Origin of the sequence: Desulfomonile tiedjei DSM 6799 (assembly GCF_000266945.1) — a bacterium.
GTDB lineage: Bacteria > Desulfobacterota > Desulfomonilia > Desulfomonilales > Desulfomonilaceae > Desulfomonile > Desulfomonile tiedjei.
Window position 1 is genome coordinate 2371836 of the sequence record NC_018025.1, and the last position, 22529, is coordinate 2394364.

Sequence of the window (22529 nt, forward strand, 5' to 3'; positions counted from 1 at the left end):
ACTCTAATACCGCCCCCAAAGGCGCCGGGCTGCACGTCCCCTATTGTATGACTTACAACCCCAATTGGGTCAAATCTTGCGTCGAGTACTCACGTAATCTCGCAATATCCTTGCTTGGCGCACTCCCGAAGAAGCGGCTGTATTCTCTGCTGAACTGTGAAGCGCTCAAATAACCCACGTGCGAACTCGCAGTAGTCGCGTCCATCATCTTGGACAACATGAGACGCCTTGCCTCCTGAAGGCGTAGCACCTTTTGGTACTGCAAGGGGCTCATTGAGGTGACGGACTTGAAGTGCTGGTGGAAAGAGGAGACACTCATGTGGGCCAACTCGGCCAAATCTTCGACTTTCATTGGCTGGGAGAAATTCTCTCGCAACCAGGATACTGCCTTTGCAATTCCATTCACACTGGATTCCGTGAGGCCGAGCTGTGCCACCCGGACACCGATGGGACTGCGGAGCAGACGGATCAGAATCTCATCGATGACAAGGGGGGCGAGCAGTTCAGCCTCTCCGGGCTCGGCCATCAAATCGAGCAACCTTGTTGCTGCCTTGATGATGCTCACGCTGACCTGACCGACATACACGCCGCGGCTCTCGTGAACTCGAGGCAGACCGTGCGGATACACTCTTAAGACCAGTTCGGCGATCTTGTGCGGATCAAGATCCAGCTTGAAACCAAGGAAAGGCTGGGAGTAGCTGGCTCGCGTGACCTGGGCAGTCACTGGCAGATCGACGGAGAAAGCGATCATCCGCGACGCATCGTACTGGTAGACTTCATTACCCAGCATGACGCTCTTTGCACCTTGTGCGACGATGCACAGCGCGGGCTCCGCCATGCCATGAACCAACTCCGTGTTTGTTCGTGAGCGGCGAATGGCATGCACTCCTGGGATGCGTAACTCAAAGGAACCGTCGTGTGGGGCATAAGTGGCAATCAAACGGGCCAACCTGACGACGTCCGGTTCGGTTGCACCTGCGACAGAGACTGGTTGCAGTGGATACGAGCTGCTGTTAATAGACTCCAATGGTAGTGCCTCCTCGGAAAGCTCTGTCAGAGAGTCCCGTCCTTTGCCCAACCCTTTTCAAATCGCTACTTCCAATATCTGAAAAGGTTCTGCGTCGGGTACCAAACCTTTCCTGATATCTTCGTAGATTTCTATTAGATTGTCTCTCAATTCCGGCAAAGTCTTTCCCTGGCTTTCATAGTCGGGATATTCTTGGATATGTCCCACAAACCATCCTTTTTCTTCTCTATATAGAATATTTATCTTCATAGATTTCGCCCTCGCATGGTCATGCTACGATGGAAGCGTCTCCTGCCCTCCATATTTAGGGTACCTCACCATCCGTCCTTCGTCAATCAGAATGCCTTCGTTGGTCCCCATTTCCTGAAGCCGGGCCTTGAGCATTGGCTGCCCCAAGCGTCGCCGAGCGCTTCGTTTTCGCCATGGATCGAGCGGTAGAAAGCTGAAACGTCAAAGGCTCCTCCCTGGAAAGCTCTGTCAGAAAAAGCCATCCGCAGACTTGGATAGATCGGCTTTTGTCTCGATTGCAGAGTGCAGATCAGGAATTCTGTTTCGTAGAGTTGCTGAATCTCCTCTGCTCCTTGGAAATGACCCTTATGAAACGAACTCAGGCAGCGTCAGGTCCGCTCGTTCTCGGTCGAAGCGATTGATCGGCTGCTCACCATCTGACAAATAATTCTATGGCGCATTTGCTTGTCAATTCCCCTACTATTTGAATGGGTCATAACCCGGTTTCTTGTATAGCTTCTCCGGTTTGTTAAGAATATCCGGTTTGTAGACCTTGTCTGCCCAATCCTCCGGCTTGATCTCTTCTATAGCTACTGAAACCGATTCTTCTCCGCACTTCATAATGGCGACAACGGGGGTTGAGGTCTCTCTCTGAAGTATAGACCTGATCAAAAGAAGTACGCATGAGAGGAGGAAGTTTTGCGTTGAAGCAAGGAAAAGAGAATAGTTCAATCACGAGCTACCGTGACGCTATGCTCAAGGGCGCTACCGTCCTTCGGCGAGTATCGTCACGAGGGCACGTCGTGCGGATTCCAATTCCACAGACTCAAGCAGTGTCACATTTCCGTTTTGATCGATCGTCGCTTCAATGATCTGGACTCTATTTGCAGCTCCGCGACCATGATCCTCGTTTCCCTTCTGAACCTTTCTTTCGCCTTCACCATCGTGGTCTTCTTTCACCCGACTCGCTTTCCAAATCCCCTTTTGGTCAGGAGATACGATCTTACGATCTGCCGCGTTGATGGCGACCACCCGCCTGAGCTGATAATCGCGCTCTGCAATAGCAAGGAGTTTTGCCTCCTCTTCACCATACTGCGCTACCGAGAACTTGCGTTGACGGGTGACACCGTGCTCATTGGTCCATGCTGCAATCCAGTACACACGAACGTTTCCAGTATTGGGATTGGCTTTGATCTCATATCGGTGAACACCGGGAATGCCGGATTTGTTGTTTTTTCGGAGGCGGGTACGAATCCAGATCTGATGATCAAAAGGCTTGTCGCGGGCAAGAAAGGAATCTCGGTACTCGACTGCAGCTTTCAATGCTTTTTGCTTCCCACCATAAATGCCATCGGAGAAGCGCTTGACGATGACTGCTCCTTTCCGCTGCATTGTGACAATCCACCCGTGGTCTCCCTTGTGGTCGTGATCTACGCGCGTGATGTTACGAGGAGGATTCTTGGCGGAGAGACGGGTCATGATGAATTGCTTTTCCCAAAGGGGCCGGGAGAGGGCCTTGAGTCCAGATCTTGATAGATCACTTTATATCTGGGATATTTTGATTTACCTAATCTTGTGTTGGTTGTCTTGGCAGTCCCAAGGGGTTTCGAACCCCTGTCTCCGCCGTGAGAGGGCGGTGTCCTAGGCCTCTAGACGATGGGACCGTAAGGAATATGAAATATCAGCATGGGACTCTTTTGTCAAGATTCTGTTCGAGACTCGAGCAATCGAGAGCACTGCCGGCATAACGGAAGGCCATGGGGAAAGGCAATTATCTGATTCGGAGCTTCATGTCATGCCGAGCCTCTTCATTTTTCTCCAAAGAGTCGTTTTGTCAATTCCCAGTTCACGTGCGGTGGCTGCTTTGTTTCCGTTTTGTCTTTGGAGTGTGTCTTGAATCATTCGGGCTTCTATACTCGCCAAAGTCAGGCCCGGCGGAAGTCCTTCTCTTGCTCCTGCGCTCTCCTGGAAATGGGGCGGCAAATGCCCCAATTCAATCACTCCCCCTCTGCATAATATAAAAGCGTGTTCGATCGCATTCTGCAATTCACGTATATTTCCAGGCCAGTTATAGCTCATGAAAGCCGCCATGGCTCCGGATGAGATTCCTGCAACATCTTTACCCCGTAGCAAATTGAGTCGGTGGATGAAATGCTCCACCAAAATCGGGATATCCTCTTTGCGATCCCGAAGTGGAGGGAGTGAAATCTTGAAGACCTGAATTCTATAATACAAATCTTCTCTGAATTTGTTGTCAGTCACCATTGTCTGTAAATCTCTGTTCGTAGCGGCAAGGACCCGAACATTCGTGGATCGCGTTTCAGTTCCTCCGAGAGGTTCAAACTTCCGTTCCTGCAACACTCGCAAGAGTCGAACCTGCAATGCAGGACTTACATCACCAATCTCGTCAAGAAAGATAGTTCCGCCATCTGCCTGGGCAAAACGGCCCGGTTTGTCTCGTTTTGCGTCTGTAAAAGCCCCTGCCTTGTACCCGAACAGCTCGGATTCCAGAAGAGCGTCCGGAATCGCACCACAATTGACTGTCACCATTTCACTGTCCCGGCGACCCGACAAATTGTGGATTGCCTTTGCCATCAACTCCTTTCCCGTTCCACTTTCTCCCTCTATGAGTATGGTGCTATCGCTCATTGCAACATCCGGTAGTATCGCAAATAAATCATGCATCTTGCGGCTGCAAGAAATGATATCTTCAAATGTATACGATTTTTCTACCTCTTTCCTGAGGGCTTCCACCATGCTCAAGTCACGAAATGTCTCCACACCCCCGAGAATATGGCCCTGATCGTCTTTAAGCACAGCCGTACTGATGCTGATGGGTATGCGGTTGCCATCCGCACGCAGGATGAAAACGGCCTGGTTCACTACCGGTGTTCCCGTGAGGATAGTTTGTTTCAAGGCACATTGACCTTCACAGATCTCTGCGCGAAAGACCTCGCAACATGGTTTGCCAATGGCTTCTTCAACCGGAACTCCCGTAATCTCGTGAGCTGCCCTGTTGAAGTACGTAACCGTGAAGTGCTCGTCCACCGTGAATACGCCATCGGCAACAGAGTCCAGGATCATCTTGGTTTCCCTGGGGCTGAGTTCTTTTTCGATGTGCACCATTTCATCTCCGCACGTGTTTTCTGCAATATGCAATGATGGTAGCCATACTATTTGCAAAATGCAACCCTTTCCCGGCCCGCAAGATGTGTAGATATTTGTATTCCTCAATGAAAGTAATGAGATGCGTTCAAGCGAATTGCTGGCACGACATTTGAATAAAAGGTGGCAGGTGAATGTTATGAGACTAGCCATTCCAGAACATAACGGTAGAGTCGCCCCGGTGTTTGACTGTTGCCAGAGAATTCTGGTTTACCTGGACGATTCCGATTTCGAGGCGCCACTTGCAGAAGAGAACTGGTCTGCGTTACCACGATCTCTTCGGTCGATGCACCTCAAGAGTATGGCTGTCGGTATCGTGATTTGCGGCGGCATAAGTTGCTGGATGGAAGATCAGATTCGACGACAGGGTATTCAGCTCGTGCCGTGGGTGGCTGGAGAAATCTGTGAAGTGCTGAAAGCCTATAAGGCGGGAAGAGTCTCCGATCCTTGTTTTCTCATGCCGGGACGCATGAAGTGCTGTAATCGGCACGGTAGAAGGTTCGGACAGCTCAACCCTATTCATGGAAAGAAGGAGAGATCAGATGCCAGGATTGAATAGAACCGGACCAATGGGCGGAGGCCCCCGGACTGGTCGCGGCCTCGGATTGTGCGGAACTGCAGGCAAATCACCGAGATTTTCCTGGAGCGGCTTTTTCAGGGGAATCGGACGTGGAGGCGCTCCATGGGGAGGTGGCGGAGGACGATGCTTCGGCGGACGAAGAAACTGGTTTTCCTTTGGTGGCAGTGCCCCAACGACATCAGCCGGTGCATCCGATGAAGTCGAAGCGCTGAGAGCTGGAATTGCAGCCGCAAAGGAAGAAATAGCAGCAATGGAGGCCCGCCTGTCTGAACTGGATAAAAAAGAGTAACATGGAGCAGCCCGCTGTCTCCTATGGGTGACCTGATTCAGATGGAGGAGCCGTATCAGTAAGGCAGCCGATCGGGTTACCCATTCAGATCCATACCCGTTCACAGCAAATATTCTCATATTTAAGGATTGTACCACTTATGGACGAAACTTCTTGTTCGACAGACAAAACTTGCAGTACCTGCGGCTCTGCCGGAACCTGCGACAGTCAGCTTCAGGACCGCCATATGGACGAACTCTTAAGCTTAAGGCTTTCACGAATCAAACATCGGATTGCGGTCATGAGCGGCAAAGGAGGCGTAGGCAAGAGCACAGTCGCTGTTAACCTGGCAGTTTCCCTGGCATTGAACGGCAAATCCGTTGGTATTCTCGATGCAGATGTGCATGGCCCGAATGTTCCAAAAATGCTGGGCCTGAACGGACATCAGCCCAGAATGGGTGAAAACGGGTTGATGCCCATCAGTGCGGCAGGGAATGTGCGAGTTATGTCAATGGCTTTCTTGCTGCCCAATGAGGATACTCCGATCGTGTGGCGGGGCCCTGTGAAGCACACCGTTTTTAAGCAGTTTCTTGCAGAGGTCGATTGGGGCGATCTGGATTACCTTATTGTCGATCTTCCTCCCGGTACGGGAGATGAACCGCTGAGCATCGCTCAATTGCTCGGCAAACCTCTGTGGGCGGTAATCGTGACTACTCCGCAGGATGTGGCTCTGTTGGATTCCCGGAAATCGGTCGTGTTCGGACAGACGCTTGAAATGGGTGTTCTCGGCATAGTAGAAAATATGAGCGGGCTAATTTGTCCTCACTGTCATGAGCGTATCGATTTGTTCAAGAGAGGGGGAGGCGAGCGGTCGTCTCGTGACTTGTCGGTTCCCTTTCTTGGAGCCGTTCCGATAGACCCGAGTGTAGTGACTGGAGGAGATCAGGGCACTCCCATTACGATCATGAATCCGGACAGTATTAGTGCAGCAGCTTTTCGAGATCTGGCTGCTCAGGTCGAAACGGCTGTTTCAGAAGGCTAGCAAAGACTGAAGCAAGAAAGAAGAAGCTTAAGTCAATAATCAAAAGGAGAGACGTTTTATGGCAAAAATAGTTGCAATCCCTTCCATGCATCCCGGCGGTCTTGAGGCAATGCGTTCGGGACACTTCGGACACTGCGATGTTTTTACGCTCGTGCATACGGAAAATGGCGAAGTAACGGATATTTCAATCGTGCAAAATCCTCCGCATGTGCAGGGCGGCTGTGCGGCCCCTGTGAACTTGCTGCATCAAACCGGTGCTCACGCCATAATAGTAGGCGGCATCGGCATGAGGCCTTTGATGGGATTCCGCCAGGTCGGCATCGAAGTGTACTACGGGCCCGAAGGGGAAACCGTTGGTATGGTTGTCGAGGATCTTTTGAAGGGAAGACTTCAACTAATAAGCAATAATCAGGTGTGTGGAGGCGGTCAATTCTGACGCACGTAGGAAGTATCATGAGAATAGCAATTACCTCTATGGGAACTAGTCTGGATGCGGCAGTCGACCCGCGCTTCGGCAGGGCTCAGTACATCCTGATCGTTGAAGATGGAAAACTGGTTGAAGCAGTTGATAACTCAAAGGGATTCAACGCATTCAGTGGAGCGGGCATTCAAGCGGGTAAGCTGTTGGCGGACAAAAAGGTTGACGTCCTCCTGACAGGGAATTGCGGGCCTAATGCTTTCAAAGCCCTTCAAGCCGCGGGAATCAAAGTAGGCGTGGAGCAGTCGGGAACGGTTCAAGAAACTCTGGAACGGTTTCAGCAGGGAGCAGTCTCTTTCGCGGATCAGCCGAACGTGGAAGGTCACTGGTAATCGGAACGACTGCAAGTGTGGAAGCTTTCTTCCTGCACAATATGCTGCAACGGAGCTTCATGAAAAGGCCGAAACCATCTGCAAGAGACGGGAACGAGACCTTATGTTTGATTGGCAGATACTAACGCAGATACAGTGGACAACACTTCTCTTGGGCGGTGTACTGATCTTCCTGGTGATCGGAACATGGGTACTGTTCGACTATCGAGTCGATCCATTGAGAGGAACCATGGACGAACCCGACGCAACCGCATTCGTTCGCGGAAAATGCGGTGATGCCATGAAGATCTCGCTCAGGTTTTCGGATGAGAGAGTGACCGAGGCGAGGTATTGGACTGATGGCTGCAGAATGAGCAGCGCATGCGGTGCTGCCGCTGCAGAACTCGCCTTGAATAAATCTCCTGAAGAATTGGCCGATATCGATCATAAAGCCATAGAAGAGCGAGTCGGTACATTGCCCGAGGAGGACCTTCACTGTGCGACTTTGGCTTCAGGCGCAATACAGGAAGCCTTGAGAATATACCTCACGCAGATGAACGTAGTGACATCGTCTGGAGCGGAAATGCAGGCAAGAGACTTGCCGTTACAGAAGAAAACGAGCTGAATGAGCTATGATAATAAGTGTCGCGAGCGGAAAAGGCGGAACAGGTAAAACCACGATTGCATCAAGTCTGGCTGCGGTCCTAGAATCACAGGCGCAGATTCTGGACTGTGACGTAGAAGAGCCGAACTGCCACATACTGTTGAAACCCACGATCGGATCAAAGGAGAAGACCACTCTCCCCGTTCCGGTCGTGAATATGGAAGCATGCAACCTCTGTGGAAAGTGCGGTGAAGTCTGCCGCTTCAGTGCGATCGTCGTCATTGGAGATCAGGTGCTGACTTTTCCCGAGTTGTGCCACGGGTGCGGGGGGTGCACGCTTCTCTGTCCTGAAAAAGCCATACACGAAGGTGCCCGGGAACTTGGTGTTCTGGAAACGGGATTTGCCGGTCCCGTGGAGTTTGTTCATGGAATTCTGAGAGTAGGAGAGGCTATGTCTCCTCCTCTCATCAGAGCCGTAAAGAGCAGAATCAAGAGTTCCAAAATCGCCATTCTCGATGCACCTCCGGGAGCGTCCTGTCCCGTGATCAACACTGTTTCGGGTTCGGATTTCATTATAATGGTAACCGAACCCACACCTTTCGGGTTGCATGATTTGACTATTGCCGAAGAAGCGGTATCTCTGCTGGGTATTCCTGTGGGTGTCGTTCTCAACCGAGCGGACATTGGAGACACGGAAGTGCAGGCATTTTGTCGCACTAAGAATATCCCTATCCTTGCGGAGATCCCACACGACCGGAAGATCGCTGAAGGATATGCTCGCGGCGATTTGCTGGTCAACTCCGCTCCGGAATACAGGACTCTGTTGCTCGGGATGATTGACACCATACAGGAACTGGTGAACCATCCACGCTGCACTGTCAGGACGGCCTCAGTATGAAAGAAGTAGTGATAATCAGCGGAAAAGGAGGCACAGGCAAGACTACGCTTTCCGCCAGTTTTGCTTGTTTAGCCAAAAACAAGATCATGGCCGACTGTGATGTCGATGCCGCAGACCTGCATATCCTGACCGATCCGAAGATCCTCCATCAGGAGGGATTTTATGGCGGTGTAAAGGCCTGGATAGACAAAGAAAAATGCTCCGAATGCGGCACTTGCAGAGAATCCTGTCGGTTCGGCGCTATTTCCGAACAGTTGGATGTGAACCCTCTCTCATGCGAAGGCTGTGGAGTCTGTTTTCACGTATGCCCCGAAGGAGCAATCAAACTCGAAACGGGTGTTTGCGGCAAATGGTTTATCTCCGAGACTCGCTTCGGTCCATTGGTTCACGCACGCTTATTGCCCGGAGAGGAAAACTCCGGGAAACTGGTTGCCCTCGTGAGAAATCAGGCTAAAGTCCTGGCGCGAAAGCAGAACAGAGAGACCATTCTGGTTGATGGGGCTCCGGGAGTCGGTTGTCCGGTTATATCTTCCGTTACGGGGGCGGACTATGTTGTCATAGTCACCGAGCCGACCCTTTCGGGGCGTCATGACATGGATCGAGCACTTCAGCTTGTGCGAGGATTCAACATACCTGCGTTCATTGTCATCAACAAGGCAGATATCCACAGCGATTTGGCCGAAACCATCGAAAGAGAAGCGCAGGGCAGGGGAGTTACCGTGCTGGGAAGGATTCCCTACGATCCGGCGGTCATACGAGCCATGGTGCAACGGCGCTGCGTAGTGGAAGACCCGGATGGGGTCGCGAACGAGAGTATTCGACGAATATGGGAACGATTGGAATCGCTCCTTTGAATGGAGTTGCTGCACATGTCCCGAAGAGATGAGCTTGAGCAAGTGTTGTCGCAGATTATTGACCCTGAAACAGGCTTGAGTATTGTGCGAATGGAGATCATCCACGATCTGGCCGAACATGACGGAAAAGTAAGCCTCGTGTTTAGGCCGTCGTCGCCGGTGTGCCCCATGGCCTATTCTCTTGCAAATGCTATCAAGCAGAAGATCGGCAGTATAGAATGGGTTGATTCGGTCACCATAAATGTGGAGAATTTTGTTCGAGCAGATCATTTACAGTCATTACTGAACGGCTGATCTGAGGAGGAACAGTACAGGATATGCCAATAAAAGAGTATGTGTGTGGAGAATGTGGCTCACAGAGCGAGCTGCTTGTGGGGATCGGGCGAAATTCGGATGAACTCCGGTGCAGAGCCTGCGGCAGCGCAAATGTGCAGGAACGCATGTCAGCTCCGGCGCCTCCTGTCATAAACAATACCAGCCATGCCGGAGGCTCCACCTGCTGCGGTGGAACTCCATCGGTGAAGGGATGTGTTCCGGGGAGTTGCTGCGGCGCTTCAAAGTGATAAGCCCGTTGCATTCAAGACATTTCCTCAGCGACTCTATAGAGGAGAAATCATGCTCGATTCGACCCGTGTGGTTTCTGCGGATTATCTGAAACCCGACGAGAGAAATCTGCAATCAATCGGCGAGTGCAAGAGAGTCTCCATAACTTGTATTTCCGAAGTCGCTTGGTGGGACGTGAATGTCAGGGCTCGAGATTTCATGAGTGCCGGCGGGCCGAAAGAAGCGGATCAGTGGAGAAGTCCGTGGACCCCATCCAATGCAGCAGGAGCGAGCGCTCTTGTGGAAGTGGAAAGCCTGGATGGTGCCAAAACCAGATTCCTCGTGGACGTGGGATGCAACGTAAAGTATATGGACGAGCGCTTCAAGGCTCATGGCGTTGACCGTATGCTCCGGCAGGGAGAAGTCGATTTCCTGTACATCACCCACGAGCATCTGGATCATTTCTGGGGCCTTGAAGCAGTGCTGAAGTACAATCCGAACATCAAGATCGTCATTCCGAGCACCTTTCAACCTTCTGCATTCAGTTTCCTGGCGGGAGACGAAGTCGTCGGTTCCGGTGTAAGAAATTCCATCGCGCACAAAGGCGAACTCGTCATCCTTCAAGTGGGAGAAATGGTCAGACTCCTGGATGGAGTAGTATCCGTCGGTTTCGATATTCCCATATTGCTGAAAATCCGAGGCGAACAGTCGCTCTTTTTCAATGTGGAAGATCTCGGGCTCGTACTTCTGGCGGGTTGCTGTCATCAGAATGTCATAACTCTGGCCGATTACGCGACTAACCATTTACAGGCTCAAGGAAAATTGTACGGCCTGTACGGAGGATTGCATATTGCACCCTTCGGAAGTTTCGGAGACGAAGAGCAAGGCTGGGTGGATCGACTGGGAGAATACGGGTTCAAGAAGATTGCGGCAAATCATTGTACAGGATTACCAGCGATCAGGAGAATGATTGAAAAGGGGTACCCTGTCATGCATGGTTCGGGAAGCAACGGGTCTCAAAGCGATCTTTACATTGGGAACGGCGACTCGGTTGTCTTCGGATAAAAAATAACAGCTTAGAGGTAAGAGAGTGGATCGCGACAAAGACGTTTTTGATGATTTGGAAGGCATGGTGGTTGAAGAGGCCAAACAGAAGTATTCTGCAACGGTCATAGATCATTTTCTTAATCCCAGGAATACCGGCATTCCTGAGTCGTTTGACTGCTACACATACATGAGCGGGATATGCGGCGACACCATAGGGATCTACGTCGGATTTGATAACGGTCGCATAGCACGCACGGGATTTGTGACTAATGGGTGCGGGCCTACGGTAGCTTGTTCCAGTGCTATTACCTGCATGGTCGAAGGCGCAACTCTTGAGGAAGCCATGTCAATCACGGGGAAACAGTTGATTGAATACCTGGGAGGCTTGCCGATAGAGAATACCCATTGTGCGGATCTGGCGGTCAATACGCTTCGAGGAGCGCTTGCAAAAATGACGTGAGCCATGGGAATACGACAAAAGCTGCTGGACGTAATGGAAACGACTTGTGCGGACCTCGGTGTGCGACATGTATGCATCGGACTAGGGTACACAGCCGTCCAACTTGACGACCACCGTACGGGAGTTGCTTATACTCTCGGCAGAGATAGTGTTGCCGGGTGTTCGGTATTTGTCGGGAAACGGCCCCTTGCAGGGAGACGTGCTCTTGAACTGCTCCATTATCTGAACTCGCCTATGCCTATTGAATCTGCCGTAGGTTTGGCAACTGCGAACGCTCTTTCTGCAGGGATGTTTGCGGGTGGCGATGCCGGCGATGTCCTTGCTGCAGTCGATCTTCAAGAGACCGATAGAGTCGGAATGATAGGTTTCTTTGGGCCGATGATAGACCAGATAGAAAAAAGAGTGTCGGCGCTTGAGATATGTGACGAGCGACAATTGAGCTCATTGGATGGCGTGAGACCCTCAAACGAGGCCGTAGATGTTCTCGCCAAGAGTACTGTAGCCTTGATCACCTCGACTACGATTATGAACAACAGTATTGACAAGCTGCTTCAGGCTGCGATGCATTGCCGCGAAGTAATGCTCGTAGGCCCATCCACTCCACTGGTGCCACCTGCTTTCCTTGGAACTCCAGTTACACGCCTGTCCGGAATGATTGCCCGTGACGCTGAGGGTTTGCTTCGAGTTATTCACGAAGGTGGTGGAACAAGACATTTTTCGCAGTATGCGACCAAGTGGAACATGCGTTTGAACAGGAACCAAAATCATTGAGGAAGAATCGGAAGCAGACATGAGTACAGAAAAACCAGAAAAACCAGAAAAACCAGAAAGAACACTTATAGCATTCATAGTAGCCGACAGGCCTGAGGAAGTATCCGTTATACTGCATGAGCTTTCAGCCAGAGGAATATCTGCTCAGATCGTCACTCCTGATGTAGCACTGGAAAAAGCAAGCACGAATGCTCCGGATCTGGCCATCGTTTCCGAGCACTTGGCGAATACCACCGGACCTCGCGTTATACAGCAGTTGCTGGAAAGATCGTGGCAAATCTCCACCATCTTAGTGTCTGATAAAGATGAAGAGATTCTCCACGATGAAACGGAAGGTCTGGGAATTCTGGGATCGATCAAGTCATTTGACGACAAAATGCGATTAAATGTACTTCTTGACACCTTTTCCCGGATTGCCTCATAATACCAAATTGCATTCAAAATCCCCCCATTCCCCCCTTTAATAAAGGGGGGTTAGAGGGGATTTTCATCTAACTTTGAAAGCAAATTGTTATAGGAGCCGAACCAAGCGCGATAGTGAGTCGCTATGGATCTAATACAATACAAACCCATTGGCGTTATACGATCTCCGTTCACCGATCCTGAAGGCACTCCCATTCAACCCACAGGTGCTATAGGGATAAGGGGCACGGTGGAACTGAACCCGGAATTTGTACCCGGTCTCAAGGATCTGGACGGGTTTTCTCACATTTTCTTAATTTATCATCTACACCTGCTGAAGGGATATTCGCTCGAAGTCCAGCCTTTCATGGACAGTCGAACCAGGGGCATTTTTGCTACCAGAGCACCTGTTCGCCCAAATCCCATAGGCTTGTCGGTTGTGCGATTGATCGGAATAAAAGGTAACATCCTTCACATAGAGGATGTGGACATAGTTGACAAAACTCCTTTGCTGGACATTAAACCTTTCGTTCCGGTTCTCGATCACAGAGAAGCCCTGCGCATAGGCTGGTTCGAAAATAACGTACACAAAGTTACAACTATGAAAGCAGACAAGCGATTTGCAGGACAGTCAGGAAAGTCTGGATAGACTGCGGTTTCTCAGTCTCTGCATCACATATACCACGAGTACGACGGACGCCCCAATAGCGTCGGTCATGATGCCCGGCTGAATGAGCGCCAGGCCTCCAAAACCAAGAACAATCCTCGTGATACCATGCAGCTTTGATTTCCAGTAGCCTACTACTGCAATGGACAGTGCGAACATTCCCAGCAATGCTGTTCCCAGGACTTGAAGAAGCAGCGAGGAAGTTGCTCCGATCAGAATGAGTACAGGTGACAGCACAAAAAAGTATGGAACCATAAATGCGCCAATGGCGAGCTTCACAGCCTCTATTCCCGTTTTCCAGGGATCCGATCCGGCAATTGCGGCTCCCGCATACACAGCGAGAGCGACTGGCGGCGTAATGTCGGCAACCACCCCGAAGTAGAAAACGAACAAGTGTGCAGCGAGGGGCTCGACTCCTAGTTTCTGCAACGCAGGAGCAGCCATGGTAGCGAGAACGATATACGTCGCAGTCGTGGGGATTCCCATCCCGAGCACCAGGGATGCCACCATCGTGAAAACAAGAGCGATAGCAAGATTGTTTTCCGCAAGTTCGATCATGTTCGACGACAACTTGAGGCCCACTCCTGTGAGCGTTACGACACCGACAATAATTCCCGCAGTGGCGCACGTAGCAATGACCGGCAAAGCCTGTGCAATTCCCGCCACCATTGCTTTACAGATCGCCGTTACACCCATGCGGCCTTCTCGCTTGACAAGTCCCGCAATCCAGGCGAGTCCCATTGACCATACTGCTGCTCGAGCCGGACTGAAACCGGCATCGAGAAGAATGAATATGGCAACGATCGGCAAAATGAGATATCCCTGCGACTTCATCACCTGTCTGAAAACAGGGAGACTCTCTCTTGGCAATCCCACCAGACCAGAGCGTAGTGCCTCAAAGTGGACCATAAGAAATACGCCGGTAAAGTACAGGATCGCCGGAATCGCTGCAGCCTTGGCAATATCAAGATACGGAACGTTCAGGAATTCAGCCATGACAAAGGCAGCAGCGCCCATGATCGGCGGCATGATCTGACCGCCCGTGGAAGCCGAGGCTTCCACGGCTGCTGCAAATTCCGGTCGATACCCCAGATTCTTCATCATGGGGATCGTGAACGACCCCGATCCGGCAGTGTTCGCGATAGAGGAACCGGAGATGGTTCCTTCGAGCGCACTGGAAACCACAGCGGCCTTCGCAGGGCCTCCAGGACTCGTTCCGGTAATGGCAAGGGCGGCATCGATGAAAAACTGCCGAATACCTGTCTTTTCAAGGACCTGTGCGAAGAGGAGATACACGATTATGAGCGTCGCCGAAACGCCCAGGGGAATGCCCATGATCCCTTCAAGCCCGAGAAACGTGTGTTCGAGAACCCGCTCGAGGGAAAAACCCCGATGACCGAACAGCCCGGGAACATAGTTTCCCCAGAGCGCATAAGCGAGAAATGCACCTGCCACAATCACCATGGGCCATCCAACCACCCTGCGTGTGGCTTCCATCACCAGAACCACCCCTAATCCGGCGGTCACCAGATCCAATGTGGTGTTGACTCCGACGCGTGCGAGAAGCTGTTCATAATAGATAATGTGATACAACCCGAGACCCAGACTCAATAATGCCAGCAACACGTCCCACATTGCAGGTGAAGGTGCTTCCTTCTTACACAGTCGGGCCGGGTAAAGCAGAAATACCAGGCAGAGCCCCATGGCCAGGTGAATAGATCTCTGAAATTGCGGAGGCAGCGGGATCGTTGCAGCCGTGTACACATGAAACAGCGCCAGCATCATGCTGAGTGCAAATACGATCCAGGCCCAGGTTCCGGCAAGTGTGCGGGACAACGTTTCTTGTTCGATTACAGGTTTCAACGGTAATTCCGAGAGAGACTCTATATACTTGGGATGTTACCACAGCTCAAAGTAAACAGGCGAACGGCCGCGATCGGTTCCGTCGACACACGGAACACCCTGTTATTTTTTGACAAAGTAACGAAATCCACTATGTCCGGGCCGGACTGCAGTTGGTGAAACTCCGATGCGATCCCGAGGTTCAACTCCTTCATACACCGTTCGTACCCGGTCACGATGATTCTGTCACCGTCGAATTTCCAGGAAAGACCTTCTTCCGGGCTCGAAGGCAAATTCGGCCCCTCGTGATCGAATGTCATACGCCTGAGACACAGACGTCCATCGGAACCGATCACATAATCTTCCGATACGACACGTCGGCTGACGCTGTGCGTCCAGGTGATGCGAAAAACCGATCCCTGGAGCACTGGAACAGCCCAAAGAACATCATTGGTTCCGGATGAGCGGACAACAAGCGATGGAATGGGTAAGCATAGATAGGATAAGAGGCAGATGACGGCTGCGATCTTCACGGTTTTGACTCTATGGCAACTCCCTGTTCTCTCAGGTATTTTTCTGCACCGGGATGGAACGGAATCGTCACGCCTTCTGCTGCATGTTTGACATCGAATTCCCGGGCTTTACTGTGACCGATTTCCTGTGCTGAAGAAAACAGCGTTTTTGTCAGCATGTATACGAGATTGTTATCAAGGTCGGATCTTACCACCAGCATCGCTTTCAAAGCCGCAACAGGCACATCCTTGTCCATACCCTTATAGGTGCCTGCCTTGGCCACAAATTCGACATAGAAAGGGTAGGCGGTTTTGAGCTTTTCCACGTCAATGGGAAGTAAACGGATATTTCTGGTGGTTTGCACGTCAACGAGCGCTGCATTGGGAATTCCGGAGACGATCGCCAGACCTTCTGCATTGCCGTCCTTCATGGCCGTTGCTCCTTCAACAAATCCCAGGAACAGCGGTGAAATATCTTTCTGATCTTTATACTGCAATCCGTAAGCGGAAAATATCTGGCGTGAAACCAGTTCGGTTCCCGATGCCGCTGCTCCCACGACCACCTTTTTCCCTCTCAGATCCTGAATTGTCTGTATGGGAGAATCCGCATTAACGACAATCTGGACAACCTCCGGGAATAATGATGCCATTGCCAGGTAATTGGTGTAACGCTCGCTCATTTCCCCGAATACTTCTTTGCCCGATCTGCCATAATCCGCAATATCGTTTTGCACGAGAGCAATATCGGCTTCTTTCTTTGCCAGAAGTCGTATGTTTGCCACTGATGCCCCGGTAGCCTGCACCGTCACATTGACCCCGGGAAGCGCATCTTTCCACGCTTTCGCTATACCACCGCCCAGAGGATAATACGTTCCTCCAGTGCCGCCTGTGGCTATTATCAGGTCGGTACGTTGGCCGGGTTTCCACTCGCCTGATTTTTCGGCGGTTTTCTGACCCACTTCACTGCATTGAACCAGGCACACTACCAGCAAAACCAGTGTCAGGATGTATATGTATCGTGTCATTAAACGGCTCCGTTTCATTCCTCCTGTGACATATCACATTCCCAGCAGTAAGAAAACGAAACTCCCGGGGCGGACGCAATTTCCCCGAAAACTGCGGTAGAGATTCTCGTCTGCAAAATATACAGAAGGGAGGGGCGCAAGTGCCAGAAGTTCTTGAGGTGGGGTTCGGGGCATAGGCGCTAACTTATCGTGTTTTGGGTCGTTTGTTCCGGAGGAACAGCCGACAATAGGCCGGCGATTCATCGCCGGTTAGGGAAAGACCTCATGATTTTCGAGTCCCAGAGGGACGGCTGATACGCAAATTCCCGGCAATGAAATTACCGGGCTATTTCCTTTTGTCCGGGACAAAGAATTGGAACAAAGTTAGCGCCTATGGAGATTCGGGGAGTCCCGCCAAAGCGGGATTACAAAAAGTTCCTCCCCCGATTCTACTTCTTTGATTGCGAACGGGCGGTAATCCTCAGGCTCCGTTGTCCTTCAGAATCTTGTGCACCTGGGCTTTCGGTAGAACCCCGATAAAGGAAGCTTTCACTTGAGCATTGCGGATCAGGAATGTCGTTGGTATTTTGGTTATCTCGAAGGCCCGCGCCAATTCGCGTTCATTCATGAAGATCAACCCCACAACCACTCGACCTTTTGTTTCAACAGCCAGTTCCTCCAGGACGGATGCCATCCGTCTACACGGCCCTCACGTGTGGCTGTAGAATTGGAGGATTACGGGATACACCTTTGAAGCTTCCACTACCTGTTCTTTGAAGTCCCTGGATGAAAACTCTCGCAGTTTTCCTGTGACATATTTGTCAGATTCTTTTGGGGCTTGATCCTGCGGGGATGTTTGTGGGGACTCTTTGAGGGGAATAGTATCATGTTCCGTGGGCCGGAGTGTTTCATCCAAAGGTTGGGGCGCAGGTTCGGCTTCTGCGCTGGTGGCAGAAGGAGTTCCAGCTTCGGAAGGAATCGATACGGAATCGCTTCCAGAAGAAATGCGTGACCGAATGTCTTCGAGATCTTTGCTTCCCATGAGAACGACATGGGACTGTTCTTTGGCCTGATGTCGTGACCACCAGATCAGGCCAACCCCAATGCTGGCACAGATCAGTATGCTGACGATCACCGAGAACCAGTTTTTTTCGCTCGAATCCTCGGATGGTGCGGGGACATCCCGAACGACTCCACGGGAAGCCAAAAACTTTTTGATCACCACTCCGCAAAACGGACACTCATCGACATCCTCTGTCCATTCTGCATCACAGGAAGGACACCTGAATTGAACCTTCTTTTCCGGCTCCGGAACAGGGCTGGTCTCGCGTGACGGCCTTCGTGGAATTTCGTTTTCCCGGAGATGGCCGGAGTCGACCAGCTTGCCAAGAGTCTTCTTCAGGCCGTTTTCGGACAAGCCGTACTTCTGCATGAGCTCCATCTCACTCATGCCCGAACGGATGTCTGCTACAATTTTGCTCGCGCTGATTCTGCGCTTTTGGGTTTCAGTCATAGGTTTTGTCCGAGGAACCCCGTATTCAATGGGGATCTCTCCTGGTTCGGAAAACTGTATAATACGAATGTGCGTTCAAAGAAGTAATCCCGCCGCCGGCGGGAGCAAATCCGGTCCCGGCATGCCTCCGAAGCGAAGTCAGCCACGCCAAGGCGTGGCGTTCGTAGCGAAGGAGATTTGCCGGGACCGGCAAATAACAGGTTTCTCAATATTCCCTCTATGAAAGCACACTGATATAAGTCGATGTTTAAACTATGACATTCTGACCTGAAAAATACTCCAGGATTGATTCCCCGTCAATGCAAGATTCAAACTATCTCAGGGGTTCGAGATAGAACACGAAGCGCTTAGAGGTTGATATGTCAATAAAATCCAGGAATCAGATGAAACACTTGACCGAAGACGAGTGTCATAGTAAAAGTACATACGACCCTTTCAGGAGTGAAGGTTATGCCACAATTTCCTACCACCGATGAAGACATCCAGTGTCAGCGAGAGGCTCTTCCTAGAGAGAAACTACTGGCAACAAAAGACGTACTCGCGCTTATTAGCGGGGACATTTTAAAATCCAGCCGATTAGAGGTACTTGAATGTGCTCTGATGTCGGGATCAGCTCTTGGTAAGGAACTGAATACTCCCGAGGAGGATGAGGCATGGGCACATTTCAACCAGGAGACGTAGTAATTGCTCAATTCTTTTTCACGGATATGAGTGCTTCGAAGAAACGTCCCGCTCTGATTTTGGCAGATTTTTCGGGAGATGATTACTTTCTTTGCTCTATCACAGCTGCTCTTCGCACACACGATCCTTTTCAATTACCATTAGGAAGAGATGAGCTAGAAGGAGGGAGTCTAAATAGGGACAGCTTCATTAGGCCAAGCCTGATGATGACTGTACACGAAGGCTTGATTTATTATAAGATCGGTTCCTTACCAAGCGACAAAATGAAACAGGTGCGAGAGACTATTGTAGATATCATAATGGGTAAAGTCTAACCTAGCTTAGCTTTCGAGCCCGTGCTTATTCAGCATCCATCCTTGTGGTCTATGAATAATTCTGGTTACTTATTTTCTCTGCATGACTTTCTTGCGCTTTCCAACCGGTCCTTTGCCGGAGTAAAATCCGGTTGGATCTGCAAACATTTTTGAAAACATTCTACTGCCTTGCAAAATTCGGAACACAACATAAAGACTTGTCCCAGTTCATAGTAAGCGGCGGGAAATCGAGGGTTCAATTTTAGTGTGGTTTCATAATGTTGTTCTGCCAGATCGTACTGACCGGTCTTTGCCGCGATACGTGCGAAGTTGTAATGGGCTTCTGTTAAATTTCCGTGCAGTGCGAGAGCACGAGCATATGACTTCGCCGCAGATGCAAGATCTCCCGAAAGTTCGTGCGCTCTTCCCAATCGGCTGTGAGCCAGTGCTAACGAAGGATCTTTTTGCACCGCAAGACTGAGGTGTTGTCTCGCCTCTCCTGTGTTGCCGAGCATGAGAGCTGCAATGCCCAAATTGGCGTGAGCTTTTGCCGATCCGGGGTTCAGCTCAACCGCTTTCCTGAAAGCGTTTGCAGCCCCTTCAGGATCTTTGAGTTCGAGAAGAGCTGCTCCCAAATTGAGGTGCGATTCCGATCTTCTCTGGTCGAGTTCGATGGCTTTTCGATACAGTCGAACCGATTCGGAAACGTCCCCGCGAGCTGCGGAGACTATCCCGAGATTGGTGTATAAGGCTGCAGTATTGGGAGACAATCTCACTCCTCTCTGCAAAACTTCTTCCGCTTCTTGAAAATCCCCCGATCGTATGAGGCTGTCGCCGTAATGAAGCAGGATCATCGCATACGATTTCTTGTCAGCGCTTCCCGTTTCTGACGGCAATTCTGAATATGCAGCTTTCCATACGGCAAATGGGTTCCATTTGTCGGCCTGAATCCAGGTTTGTGCCGCAAACAAACAGACCAGCGCTAAAGAAAAGAGTGCAGCGATACTTTCCAGCGTGGCTTTCGAAAAACGGGATTCCACCCGAGAGAGCACCGCTATCAATCCCATGCCGAACAGAAAGAAAATGCCGAACATAGCGAGAATGGGCCTGTATCCGAAAAACATCCACATGGGTAAGGTGGATTCCGGAATCAAGTTAACAATTGCGAAAAGAATGCAAAAGGATACAAAAGGAGCTTTGCGAATCGACCAGATGCTATACCCCAGGAAGAAAAGGATAGCGGACCATGCCAGTGCGGTGGTAGGAGGAATCCAAAGTGATTGCGAGAATTCCACTGCCCTCATAAAGTGAATCCCGGTTACATAAGGCGCTACAACCATGGCAACGTAAAACCAGATGATTCTTCCTTCTGTCAGCAGCAGCTCATATACAGTTACCCCGGACCCATTGAAATCGGCCAAATAGCGCTCTGCAAGATCCTGCGGGACAACGCTTCCCGTGCTGTGCAATAAAAAGGTGCAACACAAATATGCCGACACTGCCGGCAAACAAATGAGAGCAATTCCCAAAGCTCGCTTGAAGAGGCTCTTCACGTCCAGGCGGAACAACGCAAATTCGGCCAGCAGCAGCACGACTGGAAGGGTTGCCATAGTCTCTTTCGTCAACATGCCCAGAGCAAAACAAAGGCTCACTCCGGAGTACCCGAGAATCCGGGGAGAAATCTTGCCCATTCGTGTGGCAAGGTACAAGGACAGAGCCGCAAAATAGAACATGCACGTCATGAGACCGGATCGTTGCCATATGTACAAGACCGTATATATCTGAAGCGGATGGACCAGAAACAACAGCCCTATCAGAAGACTGACAGCGATCTCTTTCCAGGTTATACCTTTAGTTTCGGATCTCAACTGAAACAGCAGGAGACTCAACACCACCAGCAACGTGCTCGCCATAGCCAGACAGATTGCTCCGGATATCCTGAATTGGCTGGGGTTCATGCCGCCTATGAGATAATCCAGGTACAATGATGTGAGAAAGACCGCGCGAGAAGGGAATATTCTGATGATTTCGAGAACGTTTTCCTGCTCGAAGATATACGCATGATCGTTGATCCACACTTTGGAATCAAAAATCATGGGACTACCGAATCCGCCATGATGAATCGTCCATGCCAGAGCAAGAAAGCATGAGAAAACGACGAATATCCCTAGTCTTGGAGAAAGTGAAACGTTCTTCTGGAGGATAGGAAACGACATTGCAGTACGATAACCGGACGCTACGTGATATCTGTGTTTTTTCTAGCTGAATCCGTAATGCTCGGAGCGTACGATTATGATCTTATCAAGTCAAGAAGAAGAGTAACCGCAACACGACAAAACTTCGTTCTGCCCTGACCGGACAGGCGCTATCTTATGTGCACAACTGCGAAATGCTTCAAGGTATGCTGTGATTGATTTGGTGAAATGAGTTTAGGAGACAAATGCCGATAGCAGAAAGCCCTTTATCTCATTAAAAATAAAGGGCTTTCTGCTACGGGCACAACAAAATGGATGAGCTCTTCAGCTACTCTGCTTCAGCGTGCATTCCCGACTCGAAAGGAGTTGATTCCCCGGCCGATTGTTCGAAACCGATTCCAGGACCAAACTCATCCCTGCCTTCCATAGCTTTCCCCATCATTGGGCAACTCATGCCGCGCATTCCTCCCATTCCATGATGTCCGCGGCCTCCCATCATTCCACCGTCCATGTCTCCCATCATGCCGTGCATGCCTCCCATCATACCATGACCTCGGTGCATTCCTTTGCCCATGCCCATCATGCCTCCGTGCTCGGCGAACCTCTTTTCGTGTTTTTCCCTCTGTTCAGGCGTGAGTACGGAGAGTACACTCTGTTTAAAGTGTCTTCGCACTTTTCTCATCTCGTCCCTGAGGTCCATAATTTCGTTTCGTTTCTTGTCTATAGCTGCGTAATCCGGCTTGTCGGCAAACCGGAGTTCCATAAGCTCGATTCTCCGCTTTCCGATCTCGGATCTCAAGCCTTCCATTTTTTTTGCTGTTTCCAGCCTCGCTTGCTTGATCTTGTTGCGTTGCTCCGGAGACAATTCGTCCCACAACCGGGTTTTCTTTTCTCCACTTTTCGTGTCATGGCGAGTCTGATCTTGACCCATCTCGTGCGATTTTCCCTTTTCCTGGGGTGTCACGGCTGGTTTGGCCGGCATTGACTGTTGGGCATAGACCGCGGGGGTGATCAGTGCGAAAGCCAGCACCAGCGTAAACATGAGCATGAATATAGTCTTCATGATTCTCTCCTTCCTTTTGGTATGATCTGACAAAAGAATAATAGAATCGTTTCACGAAGAGGTTTTTGAGTCTGGTTCGGA

At 50.7% G+C, this 22529-nt stretch carries 28 protein-coding genes, 1 tRNA gene and 1 pseudogene; 17 read left to right on the plus strand and 13 right to left on the minus strand.

The features are described 5' to 3' along the window. Nucleotides 1-52: 52 nt before the first annotated feature. The 6 genes from DESTI_RS09810 to DESTI_RS09835 form a co-directional block, all read right to left on the minus strand. Nucleotides 53-1027: an AraC family transcriptional regulator gene (locus DESTI_RS09810; protein WP_014809810.1), complete on the minus strand. Its 975-nt coding sequence runs from the start codon at nucleotides 1025-1027 to the stop codon at nucleotides 53-55. A gap of 57 nt (nucleotides 1028-1084) precedes the next feature. Beyond that, complete coding sequence (locus DESTI_RS09815) at nucleotides 1085-1276, minus strand: type II toxin-antitoxin system HicB family antitoxin (protein WP_014809811.1); 192 nt, start codon at nucleotides 1274-1276, stop codon at nucleotides 1085-1087. A gap of 459 nt (nucleotides 1277-1735) precedes the next feature. Then, nucleotides 1736-1987 (minus strand): tautomerase family protein, encoded by a 252-nt coding sequence (locus DESTI_RS09820; protein WP_052316025.1) that lies wholly within the window; start codon nucleotides 1985-1987, stop codon nucleotides 1736-1738. Nucleotides 1988-2020: 33 nt separating this feature from the next. Beyond that, nucleotides 2021-2734: an AP2 domain-containing protein gene (locus tag DESTI_RS28685; protein ID WP_014809813.1), complete on the minus strand. Its 714-nt coding sequence runs from the start codon at nucleotides 2732-2734 to the stop codon at nucleotides 2021-2023. A gap of 109 nt (nucleotides 2735-2843) precedes the next feature. Then, a tRNA-Glu gene (locus tag DESTI_RS09830) sits at nucleotides 2844-2919 on the minus strand. A gap of 124 nt (nucleotides 2920-3043) precedes the next feature. Further along, on the minus strand, nucleotides 3044-4381 hold the full coding sequence (locus DESTI_RS09835) for a sigma-54 interaction domain-containing protein (protein ID WP_014809814.1): 1338 nt from the start codon (nucleotides 4379-4381) through the stop codon (nucleotides 3044-3046). A 178-nt stretch (nucleotides 4382-4559) separates the two neighbouring features. On the opposite strand from DESTI_RS09835, the gene DESTI_RS28690 reads away from it, so the two are divergent. From DESTI_RS28690 to tsaA, 15 genes are all read left to right on the plus strand, one after another. After that, a complete protein-coding gene (locus DESTI_RS28690) occupies nucleotides 4560-4979 on the plus strand; it encodes a NifB/NifX family molybdenum-iron cluster-binding protein (RefSeq protein ID WP_014809815.1) in 420 nt (139 codons plus the stop codon). Then, nucleotides 4963-5289 (plus strand): DUF5320 domain-containing protein, encoded by a 327-nt coding sequence (locus DESTI_RS09845; protein ID WP_014809816.1) that lies wholly within the window; start codon nucleotides 4963-4965, stop codon nucleotides 5287-5289. The genes DESTI_RS28690 and DESTI_RS09845 overlap by 17 nt, the downstream gene beginning before the upstream one ends. 139 nt (nucleotides 5290-5428) lie before the next feature. Beyond that, nucleotides 5429-6310 carry an Mrp/NBP35 family ATP-binding protein gene (locus tag DESTI_RS09850; protein WP_014809817.1) on the plus strand — a complete coding sequence of 294 codons (882 nt, stop codon included), beginning with the start codon at nucleotides 5429-5431 and terminating at the stop codon, nucleotides 6308-6310. A gap of 58 nt (nucleotides 6311-6368) precedes the next feature. Then, nucleotides 6369-6746: a NifB/NifX family molybdenum-iron cluster-binding protein gene (locus DESTI_RS09855; RefSeq protein WP_014809818.1), complete on the plus strand. Its 378-nt coding sequence runs from the start codon at nucleotides 6369-6371 to the stop codon at nucleotides 6744-6746. Between the two features lie 17 nt (nucleotides 6747-6763). Next, the gene (locus DESTI_RS09860) at nucleotides 6764-7120 is read left to right on the plus strand and encodes a NifB/NifX family molybdenum-iron cluster-binding protein (RefSeq protein ID WP_014809819.1); all 357 of its coding nucleotides are present in this window, start codon (nucleotides 6764-6766) and stop codon (nucleotides 7118-7120) included. Between the two features lie 103 nt (nucleotides 7121-7223). Further along, nucleotides 7224-7724, plus strand: coding sequence for an iron-sulfur cluster assembly scaffold protein (locus DESTI_RS28695; protein ID WP_014809820.1), 501 nt, complete (start codon nucleotides 7224-7226; stop codon nucleotides 7722-7724). 7 nt (nucleotides 7725-7731) lie between these two features. Next, nucleotides 7732-8601 carry an ATP-binding protein gene (locus DESTI_RS09870; RefSeq protein ID WP_014809821.1) on the plus strand — a complete coding sequence of 290 codons (870 nt, stop codon included), beginning with the start codon at nucleotides 7732-7734 and terminating at the stop codon, nucleotides 8599-8601. Further along, the gene (locus DESTI_RS09875) at nucleotides 8598-9455 is read left to right on the plus strand and encodes an ATP-binding protein (RefSeq protein ID WP_014809822.1); all 858 of its coding nucleotides are present in this window, start codon (nucleotides 8598-8600) and stop codon (nucleotides 9453-9455) included. Before DESTI_RS09870 ends, DESTI_RS09875 begins: the two co-directional genes overlap by 4 nt. A gap of 15 nt (nucleotides 9456-9470) precedes the next feature. After that, entirely contained in the window at nucleotides 9471-9749 is a 279-nt protein-coding gene (locus DESTI_RS09880; protein WP_014809823.1) for a metal-sulfur cluster assembly factor, read from the plus strand. 23 nt (nucleotides 9750-9772) lie between these two features. Next, complete coding sequence (locus DESTI_RS09885; RefSeq protein ID WP_014809824.1) at nucleotides 9773-10018, plus strand: FmdB family zinc ribbon protein; 246 nt, start codon at nucleotides 9773-9775, stop codon at nucleotides 10016-10018. A 52-nt stretch (nucleotides 10019-10070) separates the two neighbouring features. Next, the gene (locus DESTI_RS09890) at nucleotides 10071-11063 is read left to right on the plus strand and encodes an MBL fold metallo-hydrolase (protein WP_014809825.1); all 993 of its coding nucleotides are present in this window, start codon (nucleotides 10071-10073) and stop codon (nucleotides 11061-11063) included. 25 nt (nucleotides 11064-11088) lie between these two features. Beyond that, nucleotides 11089-11505 carry an iron-sulfur cluster assembly scaffold protein gene (locus DESTI_RS09895; RefSeq protein WP_014809826.1) on the plus strand — a complete coding sequence of 139 codons (417 nt, stop codon included), beginning with the start codon at nucleotides 11089-11091 and terminating at the stop codon, nucleotides 11503-11505. 3 nt (nucleotides 11506-11508) lie between these two features. Then, nucleotides 11509-12276 carry a DUF364 domain-containing protein gene (locus DESTI_RS09900; RefSeq protein ID WP_014809827.1) on the plus strand — a complete coding sequence of 256 codons (768 nt, stop codon included), beginning with the start codon at nucleotides 11509-11511 and terminating at the stop codon, nucleotides 12274-12276. A gap of 19 nt (nucleotides 12277-12295) precedes the next feature. Further along, nucleotides 12296-12700 (plus strand): response regulator, encoded by a 405-nt coding sequence (locus DESTI_RS09905; protein WP_014809828.1) that lies wholly within the window; start codon nucleotides 12296-12298, stop codon nucleotides 12698-12700. 123 nt (nucleotides 12701-12823) lie between these two features. Beyond that, nucleotides 12824-13327: a tRNA (N6-threonylcarbamoyladenosine(37)-N6)-methyltransferase TrmO gene (gene tsaA, locus DESTI_RS09910; protein WP_014809829.1), complete on the plus strand. Its 504-nt coding sequence runs from the start codon at nucleotides 12824-12826 to the stop codon at nucleotides 13325-13327. Here the strand turns inward: tsaA and DESTI_RS09915 are convergent. The 5 genes and pseudogenes from DESTI_RS09915 to DESTI_RS09935 form a co-directional block, all read right to left on the minus strand. Then, nucleotides 13310-15208 carry a TRAP transporter permease gene (locus DESTI_RS09915; RefSeq protein ID WP_014809830.1) on the minus strand — a complete coding sequence of 633 codons (1899 nt, stop codon included), beginning with the start codon at nucleotides 15206-15208 and terminating at the stop codon, nucleotides 13310-13312. The two genes, tsaA and DESTI_RS09915, sit on opposite strands and share 18 nt — an antisense overlap. 20 nt (nucleotides 15209-15228) lie before the next feature. Beyond that, on the minus strand, nucleotides 15229-15720 hold the full coding sequence (locus tag DESTI_RS09920; protein ID WP_014809831.1) for a DUF1850 domain-containing protein: 492 nt from the start codon (nucleotides 15718-15720) through the stop codon (nucleotides 15229-15231). Further along, on the minus strand, nucleotides 15717-16724 hold the full coding sequence (locus DESTI_RS09925) for a TAXI family TRAP transporter solute-binding subunit (protein WP_014809832.1): 1008 nt from the start codon (nucleotides 16722-16724) through the stop codon (nucleotides 15717-15719). Before DESTI_RS09925 ends, DESTI_RS09920 begins: the two co-directional genes overlap by 4 nt. Before the next feature lie 460 nt (nucleotides 16725-17184). Beyond that, nucleotides 17185-17400: pseudogene (locus tag DESTI_RS09930) on the minus strand (thioredoxin family protein); the annotation flags it as partial. A 12-nt stretch (nucleotides 17401-17412) separates the two neighbouring features. Beyond that, the gene (locus DESTI_RS09935) at nucleotides 17413-18216 is read right to left on the minus strand and encodes a TFIIB-type zinc ribbon-containing protein (protein ID WP_041286100.1); all 804 of its coding nucleotides are present in this window, start codon (nucleotides 18214-18216) and stop codon (nucleotides 17413-17415) included. 450 nt (nucleotides 18217-18666) lie between these two features. Here DESTI_RS09935 and DESTI_RS09940 point away from each other — a divergent pair, with 450 nt between their 5' ends. After that, on the plus strand, nucleotides 18667-18897 hold the full coding sequence (locus DESTI_RS09940) for a hypothetical protein (protein WP_014809834.1): 231 nt from the start codon (nucleotides 18667-18669) through the stop codon (nucleotides 18895-18897). Then, complete coding sequence (locus DESTI_RS09945) at nucleotides 18870-19211, plus strand: type II toxin-antitoxin system PemK/MazF family toxin (protein WP_014809835.1); 342 nt, start codon at nucleotides 18870-18872, stop codon at nucleotides 19209-19211. The genes DESTI_RS09940 and DESTI_RS09945 overlap by 28 nt, the downstream gene beginning before the upstream one ends. Nucleotides 19212-19276: 65 nt before the next feature. Here the strand turns inward: DESTI_RS09945 and DESTI_RS09950 are convergent, their stop codons facing one another. Continuing rightward, on the minus strand, nucleotides 19277-21406 hold the full coding sequence (locus tag DESTI_RS09950) for a tetratricopeptide repeat protein (protein WP_083846699.1): 2130 nt from the start codon (nucleotides 21404-21406) through the stop codon (nucleotides 19277-19279). Nucleotides 21407-21713: 307 nt separating this feature from the next. Next, nucleotides 21714-22448: a Spy/CpxP family protein refolding chaperone gene (locus tag DESTI_RS09955; RefSeq protein ID WP_014809837.1), complete on the minus strand. Its 735-nt coding sequence runs from the start codon at nucleotides 22446-22448 to the stop codon at nucleotides 21714-21716. Between the last annotated feature and the right edge of the window lie 81 nt (nucleotides 22449-22529).

Coding starts and splice junctions, on each gene's coding strand:
- DESTI_RS28695 (WP_014809820.1), top strand. CDS start 7,224: ATGTTTGATTGGCAGATACTAACGCAGATACAGTGGACAACACTTCTC.
- DESTI_RS09940 (WP_014809834.1), top strand. CDS start 18,667: ATGCCACAATTTCCTACCACCGATGAAGACATCCAGTGTCAGCGAGAG.
- DESTI_RS09950 (WP_083846699.1), bottom strand. CDS start 21,406: ATGTCGTTTCCTATCCTCCAGAAGAACGTTTCACTTTCTCCAAGACTA.
- DESTI_RS09875 (WP_014809822.1), top strand. CDS start 8,598: ATGAAAGAAGTAGTGATAATCAGCGGAAAAGGAGGCACAGGCAAGACT.
- tsaA (WP_014809829.1), top strand. CDS start 12,824: ATGGATCTAATACAATACAAACCCATTGGCGTTATACGATCTCCGTTC.
- DESTI_RS09935 (WP_041286100.1), bottom strand. CDS start 18,216: ATGACTGAAACCCAAAAGCGCAGAATCAGCGCGAGCAAAATTGTAGCA.
- DESTI_RS09870 (WP_014809821.1), top strand. CDS start 7,732: ATGATAATAAGTGTCGCGAGCGGAAAAGGCGGAACAGGTAAAACCACG.
- DESTI_RS09955 (WP_014809837.1), bottom strand. CDS start 22,448: ATGAAGACTATATTCATGCTCATGTTTACGCTGGTGCTGGCTTTCGCA.
- DESTI_RS09890 (WP_014809825.1), top strand. CDS start 10,071: ATGCTCGATTCGACCCGTGTGGTTTCTGCGGATTATCTGAAACCCGAC.
- DESTI_RS09850 (WP_014809817.1), top strand. CDS start 5,429: ATGGACGAAACTTCTTGTTCGACAGACAAAACTTGCAGTACCTGCGGC.
- DESTI_RS09880 (WP_014809823.1), top strand. CDS start 9,471: ATGTCCCGAAGAGATGAGCTTGAGCAAGTGTTGTCGCAGATTATTGAC.
- DESTI_RS09815 (WP_014809811.1), bottom strand. CDS start 1,276: ATGAAGATAAATATTCTATATAGAGAAGAAAAAGGATGGTTTGTGGGA.
- DESTI_RS28690 (WP_014809815.1), top strand. CDS start 4,560: ATGAGACTAGCCATTCCAGAACATAACGGTAGAGTCGCCCCGGTGTTT.
- DESTI_RS09900 (WP_014809827.1), top strand. CDS start 11,509: ATGGGAATACGACAAAAGCTGCTGGACGTAATGGAAACGACTTGTGCG.
- DESTI_RS09905 (WP_014809828.1), top strand. CDS start 12,296: ATGAGTACAGAAAAACCAGAAAAACCAGAAAAACCAGAAAGAACACTT.
- DESTI_RS09885 (WP_014809824.1), top strand. CDS start 9,773: ATGCCAATAAAAGAGTATGTGTGTGGAGAATGTGGCTCACAGAGCGAG.
- DESTI_RS09945 (WP_014809835.1), top strand. CDS start 18,870: ATGGGCACATTTCAACCAGGAGACGTAGTAATTGCTCAATTCTTTTTC.
- DESTI_RS09835 (WP_014809814.1), bottom strand. CDS start 4,381: ATGGTGCACATCGAAAAAGAACTCAGCCCCAGGGAAACCAAGATGATC.
- DESTI_RS09855 (WP_014809818.1), top strand. CDS start 6,369: ATGGCAAAAATAGTTGCAATCCCTTCCATGCATCCCGGCGGTCTTGAG.
- DESTI_RS09925 (WP_014809832.1), bottom strand. CDS start 16,724: ATGACACGATACATATACATCCTGACACTGGTTTTGCTGGTAGTGTGC.
- DESTI_RS09845 (WP_014809816.1), top strand. CDS start 4,963: ATGCCAGGATTGAATAGAACCGGACCAATGGGCGGAGGCCCCCGGACT.
- DESTI_RS28685 (WP_014809813.1), bottom strand. CDS start 2,734: ATGACCCGTCTCTCCGCCAAGAATCCTCCTCGTAACATCACGCGCGTA.
- DESTI_RS09860 (WP_014809819.1), top strand. CDS start 6,764: ATGAGAATAGCAATTACCTCTATGGGAACTAGTCTGGATGCGGCAGTC.